This is a genomic window from Pseudomonas sp. XS1P51, from assembly GCF_054897845.1.
The window spans coordinates 5,620,659-5,637,413 of record NZ_CM142707.1 but is presented as its reverse complement, the minus strand read 5'-3'; the positions used below and the strand labels follow the sequence as shown (position 1 = coordinate 5,637,413).

Below are 16,755 nucleotides of genomic sequence, written 5' to 3'. Positions count from 1 at the left end.
GTTCACTACCATGCTGATTGATCAGAAAATCCCTTTAGGCCAGTACATCGCGGGCTTCGTTGAATGGTTGACGCAACACGGCGCCAACACGTTCGACGCAATCGCCGTGTCACTGGAAACGATGATCCACGGCGTGACTTTTGCGCTGACCTGGTTCAACCCGCTGGCATTGATCGGCCTCATCGCGCTACTGGCACACTTCATTCAACGCAAATGGGGCCTGACCGTTTTCGTCATTGCCTCCTTCCTGCTGATCCTCAACCTGGGGTACTGGCAGGAAACCATGGAAACCCTCGCCCAGGTGCTATTCGCTACCCTGGTCTGCGTGGTCATCGGCGTGCCGCTCGGCATCGTTGCCGCGCACAAACCGATGTTCTACACACTGATGCGTCCGGTGCTCGATCTGATGCAGACCGTACCGACCTTCGTTTACCTCATTCCTACCCTGACCCTCTTCGGTCTGGGTGTGGTCCCGGGTCTGATCTCCACGGTAGTGTTCGCGATTGCCGCGCCTATCCGCCTGACCTACCTGGGCATTCGCGATGTTCCCCAGGAACTGATGGACGCCGGCAAAGCCTTCGGCTGCTCGCGTCGTCAACTGCTTTCACGGATTGAATTGCCCCACGCCATGCCAAGCATCGCGGCCGGTATCACCCAGTGCATCATGCTGTCGTTGTCGATGGTGGTGATCGCGGCACTGGTGGGCGCCGACGGCCTGGGCAAACCCGTGGTCAACGCACTGAACACTGCTGATATCGCCCTGGGCTTCGAAGCCGGCCTGGCGATCGTACTGCTGGCGATCATGCTCGACCGTATCTGCAAACAACCCGACGCCAAAGTAGGGGGTGACGCATGAGCATTATTCGGTTCGAAGACGTCGACGTAATCTTTTCAAAAGACCCGCGCGAGGCGCTCAAGCTTCTCGACCAGGGCATGACCCGCGACCAGATCCTGAAAAAGACCGGGCAAATTGTCGGCGTTGAAAAAGCCAGCCTGGACGTTGAAAAAGGTGAAATCTGCGTACTGATGGGCCTGTCCGGCTCCGGTAAATCCAGCCTGCTGCGCTGCATCAACGGCCTCAACACCGTCAGCCGCGGCAAGTTGTTCGTCGAGCACGACGGCAAGCAGATCGACATCGCTTCCTGTACCCCGGCGGAACTGAAAATGATGCGCACCAAGCGCATCGCGATGGTGTTCCAGAAGTTCGCCCTGATGCCTTGGCTGACGGTGCGCGAGAACATCAGCTTCGGCCTGGAAATGCAGGGCCGACCCGAGAAAGAACGCCGCAAACTGGTGGACGAAAAGCTTGAGCTGGTGGGCCTGACCCAGTGGCGCAACAAGAAGCCCGACGAGCTCTCCGGTGGTATGCAACAACGCGTGGGCCTGGCCCGCGCCCTGGCGATGGACGCCGACATTCTGCTGATGGACGAACCGTTCTCGGCCCTCGACCCGCTGATCCGCCAAGGCCTGCAGGACGAACTGCTGGAACTGCAACGCAAGCTCAGCAAAACCATCGTTTTCGTGAGCCACGACCTCGATGAAGCCCTGAAGCTCGGCAGCCGTATCGCGATCATGAAAGACGGTCGGATCATTCAGTACAGCAAACCCGAAGAAATCGTGTTGAACCCGGCGGACGATTACGTGCGGACCTTCGTCGCGCATACCAACCCGCTGAACGTTCTGTGCGGTCGCAGCCTGATGCGCACCCTGGACAACTGCAAACGCATCAACGGTTCGGTATGCCTCGATCCGGGCGGCGATTCGTGGCTGGACCTGGCAGAAGGCAACACCATCAAGGGCGCACGCCAGAACGGCGCAAGCCTGGACCTGCAAAACTGGATCCCCGGGCAGGCGGTTGAAGGCCTGGGCCGGCGGCCGACACTGGTGGACTCCAACATCGGCATGCGCGATGCGCTGCAGATTCGTTATCAGACCGGCAACAAGCTGGTGCTGCACGACAACAACAAAGTGGTCGGGATTCTCGGCGACAGCGAGCTGTATCACGCGCTGCTCGGCAAGAACCTGGGCTAAGGCAGCAGACACAAAAACGCCGCGAGAGGATCGCGGCGTTTTTGTTTACGGGATATCGGGTCAAACAGTATTGCGGCTGATGGCCCCTTCGCGAGCAGGCTCGCTCCCACAGGGGTATGCATTCCAATGTGGGAGCGAGCCTGCTCGCGAAGAAGGCGACGCGGTGCTTCAGTCAGAAACACCACGCTTGTTCAACACTCAGCTATAGACACGGCCAAGGAGCTGCCGATGGCTTTCAAACTGATCGAGCACGTCACGGGTGATCTGATCCTGAGTGAAGCCCATCAGGTCGTAGTCCTGGCTGCCGTTGTGCAGGTACACCTCGGCGCGGTAGTAACGTGCGCGCGGTTCATCAGCACTCTCAGCAGACACCGTGTCGCTCGCCGCCGCCAGATAACCATCCAGGCTCACTTCGTAGACAAAAGGGTTGCCTTCTTCCATCTCGATCCGCAGGCCCATGCAGCGCTTGGCCTTGCCCAGCAGCGTTTGCACGTCCAGCCCTTTACCACGCAACTGAACCACGGCCTCTTCCAGCGCCGGGCTGACTTGCTTGTCCATGAAGCGCTGAACGATCGACTGGTTCGGTTGCAGGTCCAACTGAGTCAAACGCTCGCTGAAACCACGACGACCGCGCGCTGCGAGTTCCGCTTGCTCCTGTTCGATCTGCACGTCCTGGCGCATGGCCTTGTGCAAGCCGAACATGAAGAACACCAGCACCACCGAGAACGGCAGACCGGCCAGCACCACCATGGTTTGCATGGCTTCGAAGTTACCGGCGAACAGCAGGCCGATGGTCACCAGCGTGATCACCACCGACCAGAAGATCCGCAGCCAGTGCGGGGCATCTTCGTCAACGTTGCCACCCTTGCACGAAAGGTTGGCCATCATCACCGCGCCGGAATCCGCCGGGGTCAGGAACAGCACGAAACCGACGAAGATCGACACACCGATCACCACCTTCGACGCCGGGTAATGCTCCAGCAACTGGTAGATTGCCATCGACGGCTGTTCCAGCGCCGTCTTCCCGAGTTCCACCGCCCCATGGTTCATCACCAGGTCCAGGGCCGAGTTACCGAAAATCGACAGCCACGCCAGGGTAAAGCCCAGCGGAATCAGCAGCACGCCGGCCACCAGTTCACGCACCGTGCGACCACGGGAAATACGCGCGATGAACATGCCCACGAATGGGGCCCAAGAAATCCACCAGGCCCAGTAGAACAGGGTCCACAGGCCCAACCAGCGGTCGGACTTCTCAGTGTCGCCTTCGTAAACGTAGAGATCGAACGTCTTCAGCACCACGCCGTTCAGGTAGTCACCGATGTTCTGCACGAAGCCGTTGAGCAGGTGCAACGTCGGGCCGAACAGCAGAACGAAAATCAGCAAGCCGCTGAACAGCACAATGTTCAGGTTGGACAGGCGACGAATGCCGTTTTCCACGCCGGACACGGCAGCGATGGTCGCCACGGTGCTCATCACGATGATCACGATCAACAGGTTAGTGTTGCTGTGTTCCATGCCGAACAGGTTTTCCAGCCCGGACGACACTTGCAGCGAACCAATCCCCAGGTTCGTCACCAGACCCAGCAGGGTCACGAACATGCCAAAGCCGTCCACCGCATGACCGGCCGCGCCTTTGACCCAACGCTCGCCGACCAGCGGATACAACGCCGAACGCAACGCCAGCGGCTGGTTATGCCGGTAAGCAAAGTAGGCAACGGCCAAACCGACCAGCGCGTAAATCGCCCAGCCATGCAACCCCCAGTGCAGGAACGTCAGCTGAACCGCCTGACGTGCAGCGAGATTGCTGCCGGCCACGCCTTCCGGCGGATTGAAGTAATGGTCCAGCGGCTCGGAAGCACCGAAGTACAACAGCGAGATGCCGATACCCGACGAGAACAGCATCCCCGCCCAGGCGCCGTAGCTGAAGTCCGGGGTATCGTCCTTGCTGCCCAGTTTGAGTTTGCCGTAGGACGAAAACGCCAGGCCGACCACGAAAACGAGGTAAGCGGCGATCACCACCATGTAGTACCAACCAAAGCTGCGGGACAACCAGGCCTGAGCCACTCCGAGCATTCTGCCGGCCTCTTGAGGGGCGATGATCAGAATGGTGGTCAACAACAGAATCAGCGCGGTAGAGGTGTAGAACACCCAACCGTTGACCGTCACCTTCTTGGGTGGGGTCTTTATAAGAGAGGCAGAACTCATGGCACAGATGCTCCAGGCAGTGCGAGAGAAGAACACAAGGCAACGCGGTACCCGACCAATCGGTTAGTTGGCAGCCGACCGGCGGGTGATATAAAGACACCCCAAAAAAAGCCCGATCCCCAGGAACGCCAGTGCGTATAGGTTTCGAGCAGTTTTGGATGTCGCTTTATCGCCATTTACACGTAGGAAAAATCTGTAAGCAGCGACGATTTGTCGCAGATCTTATTCTTTGTTGATTGAACGTTCAATCAAAACAAAATAGACTGGCCTTCAATCCGATAGACGTTTTACGTCCGCCGGAAGGCCTAAGGAGATATGCAAGATGCCCAAGGTCGGTATGCAACCCATCCGCCGCCAGCAATTGATCGAAGCCACATTGCAGGCTGTCGATCAGGTCGGGATGGGGGACGCCAGCATTGCGCTGATCGCCCGTTTGGCCGGTGTCTCGAATGGCATCATCAGTCATTACTTTCAGGACAAGAACGGCCTGATCGCTGCCACGGCGCAGTACCTGATGAGTGTCCTCAGCGAGAACGTCACCGCGCGCCGTCAGGCGCTGGAGGACAACAGCCCACGGGCCCACCTTCAGGTGATTATCGAAGGCAACTTCGACGCCAGCCAGGTCAATGGCCCGGCAATGAAAACCTGGCTGGCCTTCTGGGCCACCAGCATGCACCACCCGTCTTTGCACAGGTTGCAGCGGATCAACGATCACCGTCTGTATTCCAACCTGTGCTGCCAGTTCCGCCGTGTATTGCCGCTCGATGACGCGCGCAGTGCAGCCCGCGGCCTGGCAGCCCTCATTGACGGTTTGTGGTTGCGCGGCGCGCTGTCGGGAGATGCTTTCGACACCGCGCAGGCGCACCGGATCGCTTACGAATACATGGATTTCCAACTGGCCAAGCAGGTGAGTTAGAGCACACAGAAAACGCTCAGCCCCTGAACCGCCACTGACCAGCGCCGCCAACGCTACACGGCACGCCCCAGTGGTTAACGCCAACCAACTTATGCACTTGCGAGGACTTTATGGCCCGTTTCGAACTGCAAAAACTCTACATCGATGGCGGCTTCAGTGACGCCAGCAGCGACGCCACCTTCGAAGCCATCAACCCGGCTAACGGTGAAGTCCTCGCAAAAGTACAGCGGGCGACCAAGGAAGACGTCGAGCGTGCTGTGGTCAGCGCCGAAAAGGGCCAGAAAATCTGGGCCGCGATGACGGCCATGGAGCGTTCGCGCATCCTGCGTCGTGCCGTGGACATCCTGCGCGAGCGCAACGATGAACTGGCCGCCCTGGAAACCCTGGACACCGGCAAGTCGTACTCCGAAACCCGCTACGTCGACATCGTCACCGGCGCTGACGTGCTGGAATACTACGCAGGTCTGGTCCCGGCCATTGAAGGCGAGCAGATCCCGCTGCGCACCACATCGTTTGTCTACACCCGTCGCGAGCCGCTGGGCGTCGTGGCCGGTATCGGCGCGTGGAACTACCCGATCCAGATCGCCCTCTGGAAGTCCGCCCCTGCCCTGGCAGCCGGTAACGCGATGATCTTCAAGCCAAGCGAAGTCACCTCTCTGACCACGCTGAAACTGGCCGAGATCTACACCGAAGCTGGCGTTCCGGCAGGCGTGTTCAACGTCCTGACCGGCAGCGGCCGTGAAGTCGGCACCTGGTTGACCGAGCACCCGCGCATTGAAAAAATCTCCTTCACCGGCGGCACCGACACCGGCAAGAAGGTCATGGCCAGCGCTTCGGGCTCTTCGCTCAAAGACGTGACCATGGAACTGGGCGGCAAATCCCCGCTGATCATTTTCGACGACGCCGACCTCGATCGCGCCGCCGACACCGCGATGATGGCCAACTTCTACAGCTCCGGCCAGGTCTGCACCAACGGCACTCGCGTGTTCGTACCGAGCCACCTGAAAGCTGCATTCGAAGCCAAGATCGTTGAACGCGTTGCGCGCATCCGCGTTGGCAACCCGGAAGACGAAAACACCAACTTCGGCCCGCTGGTCAGCTTCGCCCACATGGAAAGCGTGCTGGGTTACATCGCCAAGGGCAAGGAAGAAGGCGCTCGCCTGCTGTGCGGCGGCGGTCGTCTGACCGACGGCGAATTCGCCAAAGGCGCGTTCGTGGCACCGACCGTGTTCACAGACTGCACCGACGAGATGACCATCGTTCGCGAAGAAATCTTCGGCCCGGTGATGAGCATCCTCAGCTACGAAACCGAAGAAGAAGTGATCCGTCGCGCCAACGACACCGACTTCGGCCTGGCCGCTGGCGTCGTGACCAAGGACCTGAACCGCGCTCACCGCGTGATTCATCAACTGGAAGCCGGTATCTGCTGGATCAACGCCTGGGGCGAGTCCGACGCCAAGATGCCGGTCGGCGGCTACAAGCAGTCGGGCGTGGGCCGTGAGAACGGCATCAGCTCGCTGAACAACTTCACACGCATCAAATCGGTACAGGTCGAACTGGGCGATTACGCCTCGGTTTTCTAAGGCGGATTTTGCTTCGCCTGCGCACTCGCCTGACCTGACCAACTTCAAAGAGGGTGCATTCAATGTCCCAAGAATTCGATTACATCATCATCGGTGCCGGCTCCGCCGGTAACACCCTGGCGACCCGTCTGACTGAAGACGAAGGCGTCACCGTCCTGCTGCTCGAAGCCGGCGGCCCGGATTACCGTCTCGATTTCCGCACGCAAATGCCGGCAGCCCTGGCGTTCCCGCTGCAAGGCCGTCGCTACAACTGGGCCTACGAAACCGATCCGGAACCCCACATGGACGGTCGCCGAATGGAATGCGGTCGCGGCAAGGGCCTGGGTGGTTCTTCGCTGATCAACGGCATGTGCTACATCCGCGGCAACGCCATGGACTACGACAACTGGTCGAAACTGCCGGGTCTGGAAGACTGGACGTATCTCGATTGCCTACCGTATTTCCGCAAGGCTGAAACCCGTGACATCGGCCCGAACGACTACCACGGTGGCGACGGTCCGGTCAGCGTGACCACGCCGAAAGCCGGCAACAACCCGCTGTTCCACGCGATGGTTGAAGCAGGCGTGCAAGCCGGCTACCCACGTACCGAAGACCTCAACGGTTACCAGCAAGAAGGCTTCGGCCCGATGGACCGTAATGTGACGCCGAATGGCCGTCGCGCCAGTACCGCTCGCGGTTACCTGGACGTCGCCAAGAAGCGCTCGACCCTGACCATCGTCACCCACGCCCTGACCGACAAGATCCTGTTCGAAGGCAAGCGTGCGGTCGGCGTGCGTTACCTGATCGGCGCCGCTGAAGAGCGCGTTGAAGTCCGTGCCCGCAAAGAAGTGCTGCTGTGCTCCGGCGCCATCGCTTCACCGCAGATCCTGCAACGCTCCGGTGTCGGCCCGGCCGAACTGCTGAACAAGCTCGACATTCCGGTGGTCCACGACCTGCCGGGCGTTGGCGAAAACCTGCAGGATCACCTTGAGCTGTACCTGCAATACGCCTGCACTCAACCGGTCTCGCTGTACCCGTCGCTGCTCTGGTACAACCAGCCGGCCATTGGTGCCGAGTGGCTGTTCAACGGCACCGGCATCGGCGCCAGCAACCAGTTCGAAGCCGGCGGTTTCATCCGTACCCGTCCGGAATTCGATTGGCCGAACATCCAGTACCACTTCCTGCCGGTCGCGATTAACTACAACGGCAGCAACGGGGTGAAAGAGCACGGCTTCCAGGCGCACATGGGTTCCATGCGTTCGCCAAGCCGCGGTCGCATCCAGGCCAAGTCCAAGGACCCGCGCGAGTACCCGAGCATCCTGTTCAACTACATGGCCACCGAGCAGGACTGGCAGGAATTCCGCGACGGCATCCGCCTGACCCGGGAAATCATGCAGCAACCTGCACTGGACGCTTTCCGTGGCCGCGAAATCAGCCCGGGCATCGACGTGCAAACCGACGAGCAGCTCGACCAGTTCATCCGTGAACACGCCGAAACCGCGTTCCACCCGTCCTGCTCCTGCAAGATGGGCACCGACGAGATGGCCGTGGTTGATGCCGAAGGTCGCGTGCATGGCATGCAAGCCCTGCGTGTGGTCGATGCCTCGATCATGCCGATCATCACCACCGGCAACCTGAACGCGCCAACGATCATGATCGCCGAGAAAATCGCCGACAAGATTCGTGGTCGCAAGCCATTGCCGCGCAGCACCGCCGATTACTACGTGGCGGGCGATGCACCGGTGCGTGGCAAGCCGTTGCGGGATGTGAGCCTGACTGCTCAGTAATGTAAGCGCACTCGCTTCAACCAAAACCGTCAACCTCAATGGATTGGCGGTTTTTTTTCGTCGAGACTGTCAGAAATTTTGTGTTCGGGCATAACATGTAGCTAGAGGTGCATGTATGCCGACAAAAAAGAAGCCCGCCAATGCAGCAGCGAGGGAGTTACCCTCGATCCCCCAAGAACTGATCGAGCAGTTTGTTAAAGGCCCGATGAGCGCCGAAGCCATTCAAGACGCCTCCATGGCGTTCAAGAAGGCGCTGATCGAACGTGCGCTAGGCGCCGAGCTTGGTCACCACCTTGGTTATGCTCAGGGCGCGGAGCGCCCTGAGGAGTCGACCAATCAGCGCAATGGCAAGAGTGGCAAAACGGTTCTGACCGACGACGGCCCGCTTCGTCTGGATATCCCCAGAGACCGCGATGGTAGCTTCGCCCCGATCCTGATCCCCAAGCACGAACGCCGTTTTACAGGCTTCGACGACAAGATAATTGCCATGTACGCCCGGGGCATGACGGTGCGTGAGATCCGCGCTTTTCTGTCTGAGCAGTATGGAACCGACGTGTCCCATGACTTCATCAGCTCAGTCACCGATGCAGTCATGGAAGAAGTAGGCTCTTGGCAGCAGCGTCCCTTGGAGCCTATGTACCCGGTCATCTTCTTTGATGCGCTACGGGTCAAAATCCGGGACGAGGGGTTAGTGCGCAACAAGGCTATTTATCTGGCGCTGGGCGTATTACCCGATGGCACGCGCGACATTCTGGGGATTTGGATCGAGAGCACCGAGGGCGCCAAGTTTTGGATGAAGGTCTTCAACGACCTCAAAACCCGTGGGGTAGAAGATGTTTTGATCGCCGTCACAGATGGCCTCAAAGGAATACCGGAGGCTTTGGGAGCGGTTTTTCCTGCCACGACGCTGCAAACCTGCATCGTGCATCTGATCCGCAACAGCTTGGACTATGCCGCTTGGGATAAGCGTCGGGCACTGGCCAAAGCGCTCAAGCCGATCTACCAGGCAATCAATGCCGATGTGGCCGAGCAAGAGCTTAACGCCTTTGAAGCGGGGCCTTGGGGTAAGCAGTATCCGACTGTAGTTGCTGCATGGCGTCGCGCCTGGGATCGGGTTATACCTTTTTTTGTCTTCCCGGCGGGTATCCGAAAAGTGGTCTACACAACCAATGCCATCGAAAGCATCAATGCCCAGTTACGCAAGATCATCAAGACTCGAGGGCACTTCCCGACCGATGAGGCCGCGACGAAACTGATATGGCTTGGGTTGCGCAACATCACAGCCAACTGGGGCCATGCGGCACACGACTGGAAAGTGGCAATGAATCAATTTGCGATCCTGTACGGAGACCGATTTACCAGACCGAGCTGGTAAACCAACGGCCTGCCTGGCGGCAGGCCCTAACCAGCCCGAACACAAAAAAACTGATACTCCCTTTTCGTCTAGCACAAGCTCATCATCACAAACAACAATCATCACACCAAGTAACCAAAAACTTAATTTAAACTCAAACAAAACTGGTAACACTTGTATTTACACACAACTAGAAACCTCCATTAATATCCGCGCCCCGCCTCGGCCCAACGCCAACAAATTTCATGGAAACCAAGGACATGCATAACATCGACCCAACCAAGGATGTTAGTTTTTTTAGAGAAAAAATATCAAAAGAAAAAACAACTACTCTCGACTTCAGCTATCTATCTGGCGCCATTGACTCCTGGTGGAAAAAGAACAACAACCAAGATACACATATATTAAAAATACAACTGATCAATCTTTTCCTAACTTACCTGCGCGACGAAGATACCTCTCACTTTGACAAAGTAGGCTTGGCAAATGGCTACGCCGCCATCTGTATAAAAAATATCTTTAGCCTGGACTCACCAAAACTTGCCTTAACAGCGCACGAGGCTTTGGCCGACCTGTTTCACCTTACCGATATAAAATACGAGTACGAAGAACACAAAGCATTGTATCTAAAACCTTCAGCTGAACAATATCGGGAATGGGGTAACGGACATGGCAGCATCACACCACACTCCGATGATTTATACGAAAGCCTGAATGTTGATTACTTGGCCCTGACCGTTTGCCGCGACATCACAAACACCCCCACCGCCTATTATTTCCCAAACGACTTACTAATCGAATTGGACGACCAAGAGTTAGGCGAATTGCTCACGATGCAAGCCGCGTTCATTTCAGGAAAAAATGTCAGCGGTTTAAAAAAACGGGCTCGTCCAGTCGTTGAGTATTCCGACATTTACGGCTATCAATTTTCGCTAGATTTTCGCGTTGATTTGCAAAGCGGTGAACGGATGCGTGCGACAAATGGAGGTCAACACGTGCTGGACAAAATCCGGGCGGGCCTTCCCAACGCAAAAAATCATGTTTCAACAGCTGAAACCGGAACGTTCCTGATCATAGCGAACCACAAGATATTGCATGCACGCCCGATGCTGAATATCGATACCAACAAAGCTCACGACCAAGCGCATCACTCGACGCTCAATACAACGCCTCGACTATTGTTCCGAAGCAAGGGTCCTAGAAAGCAATACTTTTCAATGAATGAAACAACTTATACACGAGCGGCCAGTTGATGGGTATCGCGGGCGCGCCCGCTCGAGCTTCGGGCGCCAGCATATTTATGGAAGGTGCACGCGACGCAATCACGTTTGGCGTCGCCTTCATCTTTCTTTACTTATCTATTGGTATTTTAAGCGCCACGCAATCTTTATCTTTAAGCCAGGCTCTTGCAACGACGGCTTTTATATTTTCTACTCCACTGCAGTTTTTGCTTATACAAAGTCACAATGAGGGATGGATATTGCTGCCAATCATCATGGCACTAAACGCTCGCTTCGTACTACTCTCTGCCACGCTTGCGCCTTATATAAGAAGTACCTCAACCCCGACAATCATGGCTTCGTTGATTTTGATCACGCCATCAATATTCACTGGGTGCATCACTCGATTCAAACAACGAACCGACCATCCCTTCCATTACTTGATCGGTCTTGGTCTACCCATTTTTGGCGTATCGATCATCTGCACCTACATCGGTTTCATCGCGGGTGCAGAACTGACCTCACCGGTTATCTATGCAGCCATGACACTCCTGTTACCACTACAGTTTACCGCCTTGGCGGGCAAGCACTGGCCTCATTACGCGGAAGTGTCGGGTTACTGGCTGGGTTTTCTCGGGGCGCCTCTACTGGTTTATTTATTCAAGGATTACAGCTTGCTCTGCACACCTTTCATAATTGGCGGATTGATCGTGCTGATTGAAAACAATTATAAAAAACGAGGCGGCGCAGCTTCATGACAATCTGGCTTCTAATCACATTTTCCGCCCTCACCGCTTTTGCATTTCGTGCCCTGCCTTTTGCCTTCAAAAACAGCACTGCACTGACACAAACACAGGGTTCCTTTTATCGATTTATCAGCTACAGCGCGCAAGCCATGTTGGGGGTCATCATTTACGATACCGCGTTCAACAAGATGGATGCGCTGACATTGATAAAGCAATTTCAAACGCTGGACGCACTGAAGCTATTCTTGCTTGTGGGCACCTTCATCGCGGTCGCCAAAACAAAAAAGATCCTGCCTTCTTTCTTTGCAAGCCTCTTCATTTATGTGGCTGCGTTCTTCTACCTAAGCGGTTGAAAGCAATCCATTGACGGACAGTGGGATTGATCGCGAGCAAGCCGCAATGGAATGTTCGCGAACATCAATCATCAGCCAACCCGTCACGCGATCTCTACATTTAGCAACTCCCCACATACCGATCCATCCTTGAACTCCCCCCCACCCAGGCCTAATCTAGTGCCGCGCAACCGTTTCACCCCCCCTCGCAGTACCGCTACACCGCCACTCCATACCAAGGAGGTTCACGAATGTTCGATTTCCACCCCCAGCTCAAGCAGCGCTTCGCTGCCTTGCGCACGGGCGCTGAATTCTTTTCCCTGCGTTATGTGCGCGAGTCCGGTCAGTACCTGTCGGTGCGCAAAAACGTCGCCGAACCTCCGAGCCTGAGCCGTGACGAAGGCGCGATGCTGACCGTTCGCGTCAACGGCGTGGAAGCGTACGCCGCGACGAACGACCTGTCGCAACAAGGCTTGCAAACCGCCCTCGACCGCGCCGAACAACAGGCCCGCCGACTCAAGCCCCACGCCCTGCTCGACCTGCGCGAACAAACCGTCTCCAGCGATCGCGCCGATTACTTTTCGCCGACCCTGGACCAGCCCTTCCCGTCCCTGAGCGACTGTTACCAACTGCTCGGTGCCGAATCCGCGTCCGTGCCCAAGGACGAGCGACTGGTGAACTGGCAGGTCAGCATCGGCATCACCAACGTCGAGCAAATCTACCTCAGCAGCGCCGGTGCCGAACTGCGTCAGGCCCAGCGTTTTGTCTACCCAAGCCTGGAAGTCACCGCGTATGACGGCAGCGACAGCCAGACCCGCACCCTGGGCCGCGAGAACTTCGGCCAACAGGGTGGTTTTGATGTGATCAGCCGCTGCGGCCTGGTGGGCGCCGGCCCGAAAATCGCTGATCAGGCGCTGCAATTGCTACTGGCACCGAATACCCCGCAAGGCCCGCGCGACCTGCTGCTGATGCCGGACCAGATGATGCTGCAAATCCATGAATCCATCGGTCACCCGCTGGAACTGGACCGCATCCTCGGCGACGAACGCAATTACGCCGGCACCAGTTTCGTCAAGGCAAAAGACTTCGGCAGCCTGCAATACGGCTCAAACCTGCTCAACGTGACCTTCGATCCGGACATCCCCGAGCAGCTCGCCAGCTACGGCCATGACGACGACGGCACGGCCGCCAGTAAACAGTTCCTGATCAAAGAAGGCTTGTTGCTGCGCCCATTGGGCGGCGCGCTGTCGCAATTTCGCGCCGGCATGGATGGCGTGGCCAACAGCCGCGCCTGCGGCTGGAACCGTCCGCCAATCGACCGCATGGCCAACCTGAACATCGAGCCCGGCGATCAGCCGCTGGAGCAACTGATCGGCAACATCGAACACGGCATTTTGATGAGCACCAACCGTTCCTGGTCCATCGACGATGCGCGCAATAAATTCCAGTTCGGCTGCGAATGGGCTCAGTTGATCGAAAACGGTGAGCTCAAAGGCGTGGTGAAAAACCCCAACTACCGGGCGATTTCCGCACAGTTCTGGAAAAGCCTCAGCGCCGTCGGCGACGCCAACACGTTCAAAGTCCTGGGCACGCCGAACTGCGGCAAGGGCGAACCGAACCAGGTGATCCGCGTCGGCCATGCGTCGCCGGCCTGTGTGTTCAGCAACGTTGATGTGTTTGGGGGAGATGCCTGATGAGCACTTCAAAAAGTCAGGTCGAGTCGTTCAAGGCATTGGTCAACGGGTTGCGCGAGGCGATCAGCGAACCGGAGCAATTCACCCTCAGCTACGCCGCCGAGTCGTCAGCCTTCGTGCGTTTCAATCACGCCAAAGTCCGTCAGGCCGGGCAGGTGCAGCAGGCAAGCGTCGGGCTCAAACTGATCAACGAGGGTCGCCATGCCGACCTGAACATTACCCTTTCCGGCGATGCTGAAACCGATGTTCAGCGCCTGGCCGAAGGTCTGCAACAGTTGCGCGAAACGCTGCCGTTGCTGCCTAAGGACCCGTACCTGCTGCTTAACCACAATGGCTGGCAGAGCAAGAACGTGCAGGACCATCCGCTACCGGACACCGAACAGGTGGTTGCCGAAATCACCCAGGCCGCCGAAGGGCTGGATCTGGTGGGTTTCTACGCCACCGGCCCGATCAGTCGCGGTTTCGCCAGCTCCTCGGGCGCATTCGGCTGGCATCAGGCCAACAGCTTCAACTTTGATTTCAGCCTGTTCCATGAAAACGGTCAGGCGGTGAAGGCCAGTTACGCCGGGCACGACTGGAACAGCGAAGGGTTTGCCAGGCGCTTCCAGCAGGCTCGTGAGCAACTGGAGTTTCTCGGTCGGCCGCTGCGCACGCTGGCGCCGGGTCAATACCGCGCTTACCTGGCACCTGCGGCCCTGGAAGAAATCATCGGCATGCTGTGCTGGGGCGGTTTTTCGGCGCAGTCGATTGCCAGTAAAAGCAGCCCGCTGCAGAAGCTTTACGGGGGCGATAGCTCATTCAGCCCGCTGGTCTCGCTGGATGAAAAAGTCAGTGGTTCGTTGAGCCCGGCGTTTTCCGGCGAAGGTTATCCGCGCAGTGACCTGGGGCTGATTGTCGAGGGTAAGGCCGGTGCGCAACTGGTCGGCTCACGTAGCGCTGCCGAATACGGCCTGACTGCCAACGGCGCCAGCGGCGGTGAATCGCCGACTGCGCTGAACATGGCGGCGGGTGCGTTGCCTGATGCAGAGATTCTCAAGCAACTGGGCACGGGTTTGTACATCAGCAACCTGTGGTACCTGAACTACTCGGACCAACCGGCGGCACGGCTGACCGGCATGACGCGGTTTGCGACCTTCTGGGTCGAAAACGGCGAGATTCAGGCGCCAGTGAGCACCATGCGGTTTGATGACAGCGCTTACAGTTTGCTCGGCTCACAGCTGGAAGCGCTGACCGAGGAGCGGGAATTGCTGCTGTCGGCCAGCACCTACAGTCAGCGGGCGACGGCTTCGGCATTGTTGCCTGGCGCGCTGATCAGCCGACTTACGTTGACGCTGTAAAAGCATCGCGAGCAGGCTCGCTCCCACAGGTTCGGCGTTTCCCTTGTGGGAGCGAGCCTGCTCGCGATGAAGTCACCACGGACTACCTGATTCACACTGACAAGAGGCCCCATGCCCAACCGCCAACCTCTCGACGCTGTCACCGCCCGCTGGTTGCCGTGGGTGGTCGCCATTGCTTTCTTCATGCAGTCCCTCGACGGGACAATCCTCAACACCGCCCTGCCGGCCATGGCCCGAGACCTCGCAGAAGATCCGCTGCGCATGCAGGGCGTCATCATCGCCTACATGCTCACCGTCGCCTTGCTGATCCCCGCCTCGGGCTGGATTGCCGACCGCTTCGGCACCAAGAAAATCTTCTTCGGCGCGATCTTGCTGTTCAGCTTCGGCTCTTTGCTCTGCGCCCTGTCGAGCAGCCTGAGCATGCTGATCGGCGCCCGGGTGATCCAGGGCCTGGGCGGTGCGTTGATGCTGCCGGTCGGGCGACTCGTGGTGCTGCGGGCCTACCCGCGCTCGGAGCTGGTGCGAATCATGGGCTTCATCACCATTCCCGGCCTGCTCGGCCCGTTGATCGGCCCGACCATGGGCGGCTGGATGGTGGAATACCTGACCTGGCACTGGATCTTCCTGATCAACCTGCCGGTCGGCGTCGTCGGCTGCTACGCCGTGTGGAAATTCATTCCCGACCTGCGCGGCAGCGAACGCACGCGTTTCGACAGCCTGGGCTTTCTGCTGTTTGGCGCCGCGATGGTGCTGATCACCATCGCCATGGAGGGTCTGGGTGAACTGCATCTGCCGCACTTGCGGGTGATGTTGCTGCTGTTCGGCGGCATGGCGTGTCTGGCGGCGTACTGGTTGCGGGCCGGGCACATCGATAATCCGCTGTTCGCACCGTCGCTGTTCAAGACCCGGACGTTCGCCGTGGGCATCCTCGGCAACCTGTTCGCCCGTCTGGGCAGCGGCGCCCTGCCGTTCCTCGTACCGTTGCTGCTGCAAGTGGCGCTGGGTTATTCGCCCTCCCAGGCCGGGATGAGCATGCTGCCGCTGGCCGCTGCCGCGATGGTTGCCAAGTCGGTGGCGCGGCCGCTGATCGAACGTTTGGGCTATCGCATCGTACTCACCGGTAATACGTTGGCGCTGGGGCTGATGCTGGCGAGCATGGGGCTGGTCAGCGAGCAGACGCCGTACTGGCTGCTGCTGGGGATGCTGGCGATCCTCGGTGCGATCAACTCCTTGCAGTTCACCGCGATGAACACCGTGACCCTGATCGACCTCGACGACGCCAGCGCCAGCAGCGGCAACAGCCTGTTGTCAGTGGTTGCGCAATTGTCGCTCAGCCTCGGTGTTGCCTGCGCCGGCGCATTGCTCGGCGGCTTCACCGCAGAGGTCGGCAACGACGGCGTGGACACGGTTCTGGGCGCGTTCCAGCTGACCTTTGTGACCGTCGGAATCATGGCGATGCTCGCTGCAACGATCTTCTCGCAGCTTTCACCAAACGATGGCCGACGGACGGTCAGCCGCGAGCACGATATAGAGCACTGATCTGTAGCAGCTGCCAAGGCACGAGGCTGCGT

At 58.2% G+C, this 16,755-nt stretch carries 13 protein-coding genes; 12 read left to right on the top strand and 1 reads right to left on the bottom strand.

Annotated elements, in window-relative coordinates:
* The first annotated feature begins 10 nt into the window (after positions 1–10).
* Together choW and choV are read left to right on the top strand one after the other, a co-directional pair.
* Positions 11–856 (top strand): choline ABC transporter permease subunit, encoded by an 846-nt coding sequence (gene choW, locus ACYZUD_RS26135; protein WP_462020796.1) that lies wholly within the window; start codon positions 11–13, stop codon positions 854–856.
* Positions 853–2,031, top strand: a complete 1,179-nt coding sequence (choV, locus tag ACYZUD_RS26130) for a choline ABC transporter ATP-binding protein (RefSeq protein ID WP_462020795.1) — start codon at positions 853–855, stop codon at positions 2,029–2,031. Before choW ends, choV begins: the two co-directional genes overlap by 4 nt.
* 198 nt (positions 2,032–2,229) lie before the next feature.
* Here the strand turns inward: choV and ACYZUD_RS26125 are convergent, their stop codons facing one another.
* Positions 2,230–4,179 carry a BCCT family transporter gene (locus tag ACYZUD_RS26125; RefSeq protein ID WP_462025118.1) on the bottom strand — a complete coding sequence of 650 codons (1,950 nt, stop codon included), beginning with the start codon at positions 4,177–4,179 and terminating at the stop codon, positions 2,230–2,232.
* Between the two features lie 379 nt (positions 4,180–4,558).
* Here ACYZUD_RS26125 and betI point away from each other — a divergent pair, with 379 nt between their 5' ends.
* From betI to mdtD, 10 genes are all read left to right on the top strand, one after another.
* Entirely contained in the window at positions 4,559–5,152 is a 594-nt protein-coding gene (gene betI, locus ACYZUD_RS26120; RefSeq protein WP_462020794.1) for a transcriptional regulator BetI, read from the top strand.
* Between the two features lie 110 nt (positions 5,153–5,262).
* Entirely contained in the window at positions 5,263–6,735 is a 1,473-nt protein-coding gene (betB, locus tag ACYZUD_RS26115) for a betaine-aldehyde dehydrogenase (RefSeq protein ID WP_462020793.1), read from the top strand.
* 62 nt (positions 6,736–6,797) lie between these two features.
* Positions 6,798–8,501: a choline dehydrogenase gene (gene betA, locus ACYZUD_RS26110; protein WP_462020792.1), complete on the top strand. Its 1,704-nt coding sequence runs from the start codon at positions 6,798–6,800 to the stop codon at positions 8,499–8,501.
* Between the two features lie 115 nt (positions 8,502–8,616).
* Positions 8,617–9,876 carry an IS256-like element ISPsy17 family transposase gene (locus ACYZUD_RS26105; RefSeq protein WP_462020791.1) on the top strand — a complete coding sequence of 420 codons (1,260 nt, stop codon included), beginning with the start codon at positions 8,617–8,619 and terminating at the stop codon, positions 9,874–9,876.
* 239 nt (positions 9,877–10,115) lie between these two features.
* Positions 10,116–11,108 (top strand): hypothetical protein, encoded by a 993-nt coding sequence (locus tag ACYZUD_RS26100; RefSeq protein ID WP_462020790.1) that lies wholly within the window; start codon positions 10,116–10,118, stop codon positions 11,106–11,108.
* On the top strand, positions 11,108–11,833 hold the full coding sequence (locus ACYZUD_RS26095; protein ID WP_462025117.1) for an AzlC family ABC transporter permease: 726 nt from the start codon (positions 11,108–11,110) through the stop codon (positions 11,831–11,833). Before ACYZUD_RS26100 ends, ACYZUD_RS26095 begins: the two co-directional genes overlap by 1 nt.
* Complete coding sequence (locus tag ACYZUD_RS26090; RefSeq protein WP_462020789.1) at positions 11,830–12,174, top strand: AzlD domain-containing protein; 345 nt, start codon at positions 11,830–11,832, stop codon at positions 12,172–12,174. Before ACYZUD_RS26095 ends, ACYZUD_RS26090 begins: the two co-directional genes overlap by 4 nt.
* 230 nt (positions 12,175–12,404) lie before the next feature.
* Positions 12,405–13,847 carry a TldD/PmbA family protein gene (locus ACYZUD_RS26085; protein WP_462020788.1) on the top strand — a complete coding sequence of 481 codons (1,443 nt, stop codon included), beginning with the start codon at positions 12,405–12,407 and terminating at the stop codon, positions 13,845–13,847.
* A complete protein-coding gene (locus ACYZUD_RS26080; RefSeq protein WP_462020787.1) occupies positions 13,847–15,184 on the top strand; it encodes a TldD/PmbA family protein in 1,338 nt (445 codons plus the stop codon). The genes ACYZUD_RS26085 and ACYZUD_RS26080 overlap by 1 nt, the downstream gene beginning before the upstream one ends.
* Before the next feature lie 111 nt (positions 15,185–15,295).
* The gene (mdtD, locus tag ACYZUD_RS26075) at positions 15,296–16,723 is read left to right on the top strand and encodes a multidrug transporter subunit MdtD (protein WP_462020786.1); all 1,428 of its coding nucleotides are present in this window, start codon (positions 15,296–15,298) and stop codon (positions 16,721–16,723) included.
* The last annotated feature ends 32 nt before the right edge of the window (positions 16,724–16,755 follow it).

Coding starts and splice junctions, on each gene's coding strand:
- ACYZUD_RS26100 (WP_462020790.1), top strand. CDS start 10,116: ATGCATAACATCGACCCAACCAAGGATGTTAGTTTTTTTAGAGAAAAA.
- ACYZUD_RS26090 (WP_462020789.1), top strand. CDS start 11,830: ATGACAATCTGGCTTCTAATCACATTTTCCGCCCTCACCGCTTTTGCA.
- ACYZUD_RS26080 (WP_462020787.1), top strand. CDS start 13,847: ATGAGCACTTCAAAAAGTCAGGTCGAGTCGTTCAAGGCATTGGTCAAC.
- betI (WP_462020794.1), top strand. CDS start 4,559: ATGCCCAAGGTCGGTATGCAACCCATCCGCCGCCAGCAATTGATCGAA.
- ACYZUD_RS26095 (WP_462025117.1), top strand. CDS start 11,108: ATGGGTATCGCGGGCGCGCCCGCTCGAGCTTCGGGCGCCAGCATATTT.
- choV (WP_462020795.1), top strand. CDS start 853: ATGAGCATTATTCGGTTCGAAGACGTCGACGTAATCTTTTCAAAAGAC.
- betB (WP_462020793.1), top strand. CDS start 5,263: ATGGCCCGTTTCGAACTGCAAAAACTCTACATCGATGGCGGCTTCAGT.
- betA (WP_462020792.1), top strand. CDS start 6,798: ATGTCCCAAGAATTCGATTACATCATCATCGGTGCCGGCTCCGCCGGT.
- ACYZUD_RS26105 (WP_462020791.1), top strand. CDS start 8,617: ATGCCGACAAAAAAGAAGCCCGCCAATGCAGCAGCGAGGGAGTTACCC.
- ACYZUD_RS26085 (WP_462020788.1), top strand. CDS start 12,405: ATGTTCGATTTCCACCCCCAGCTCAAGCAGCGCTTCGCTGCCTTGCGC.
- mdtD (WP_462020786.1), top strand. CDS start 15,296: ATGCCCAACCGCCAACCTCTCGACGCTGTCACCGCCCGCTGGTTGCCG.
- choW (WP_462020796.1), top strand. CDS start 11: ATGCTGATTGATCAGAAAATCCCTTTAGGCCAGTACATCGCGGGCTTC.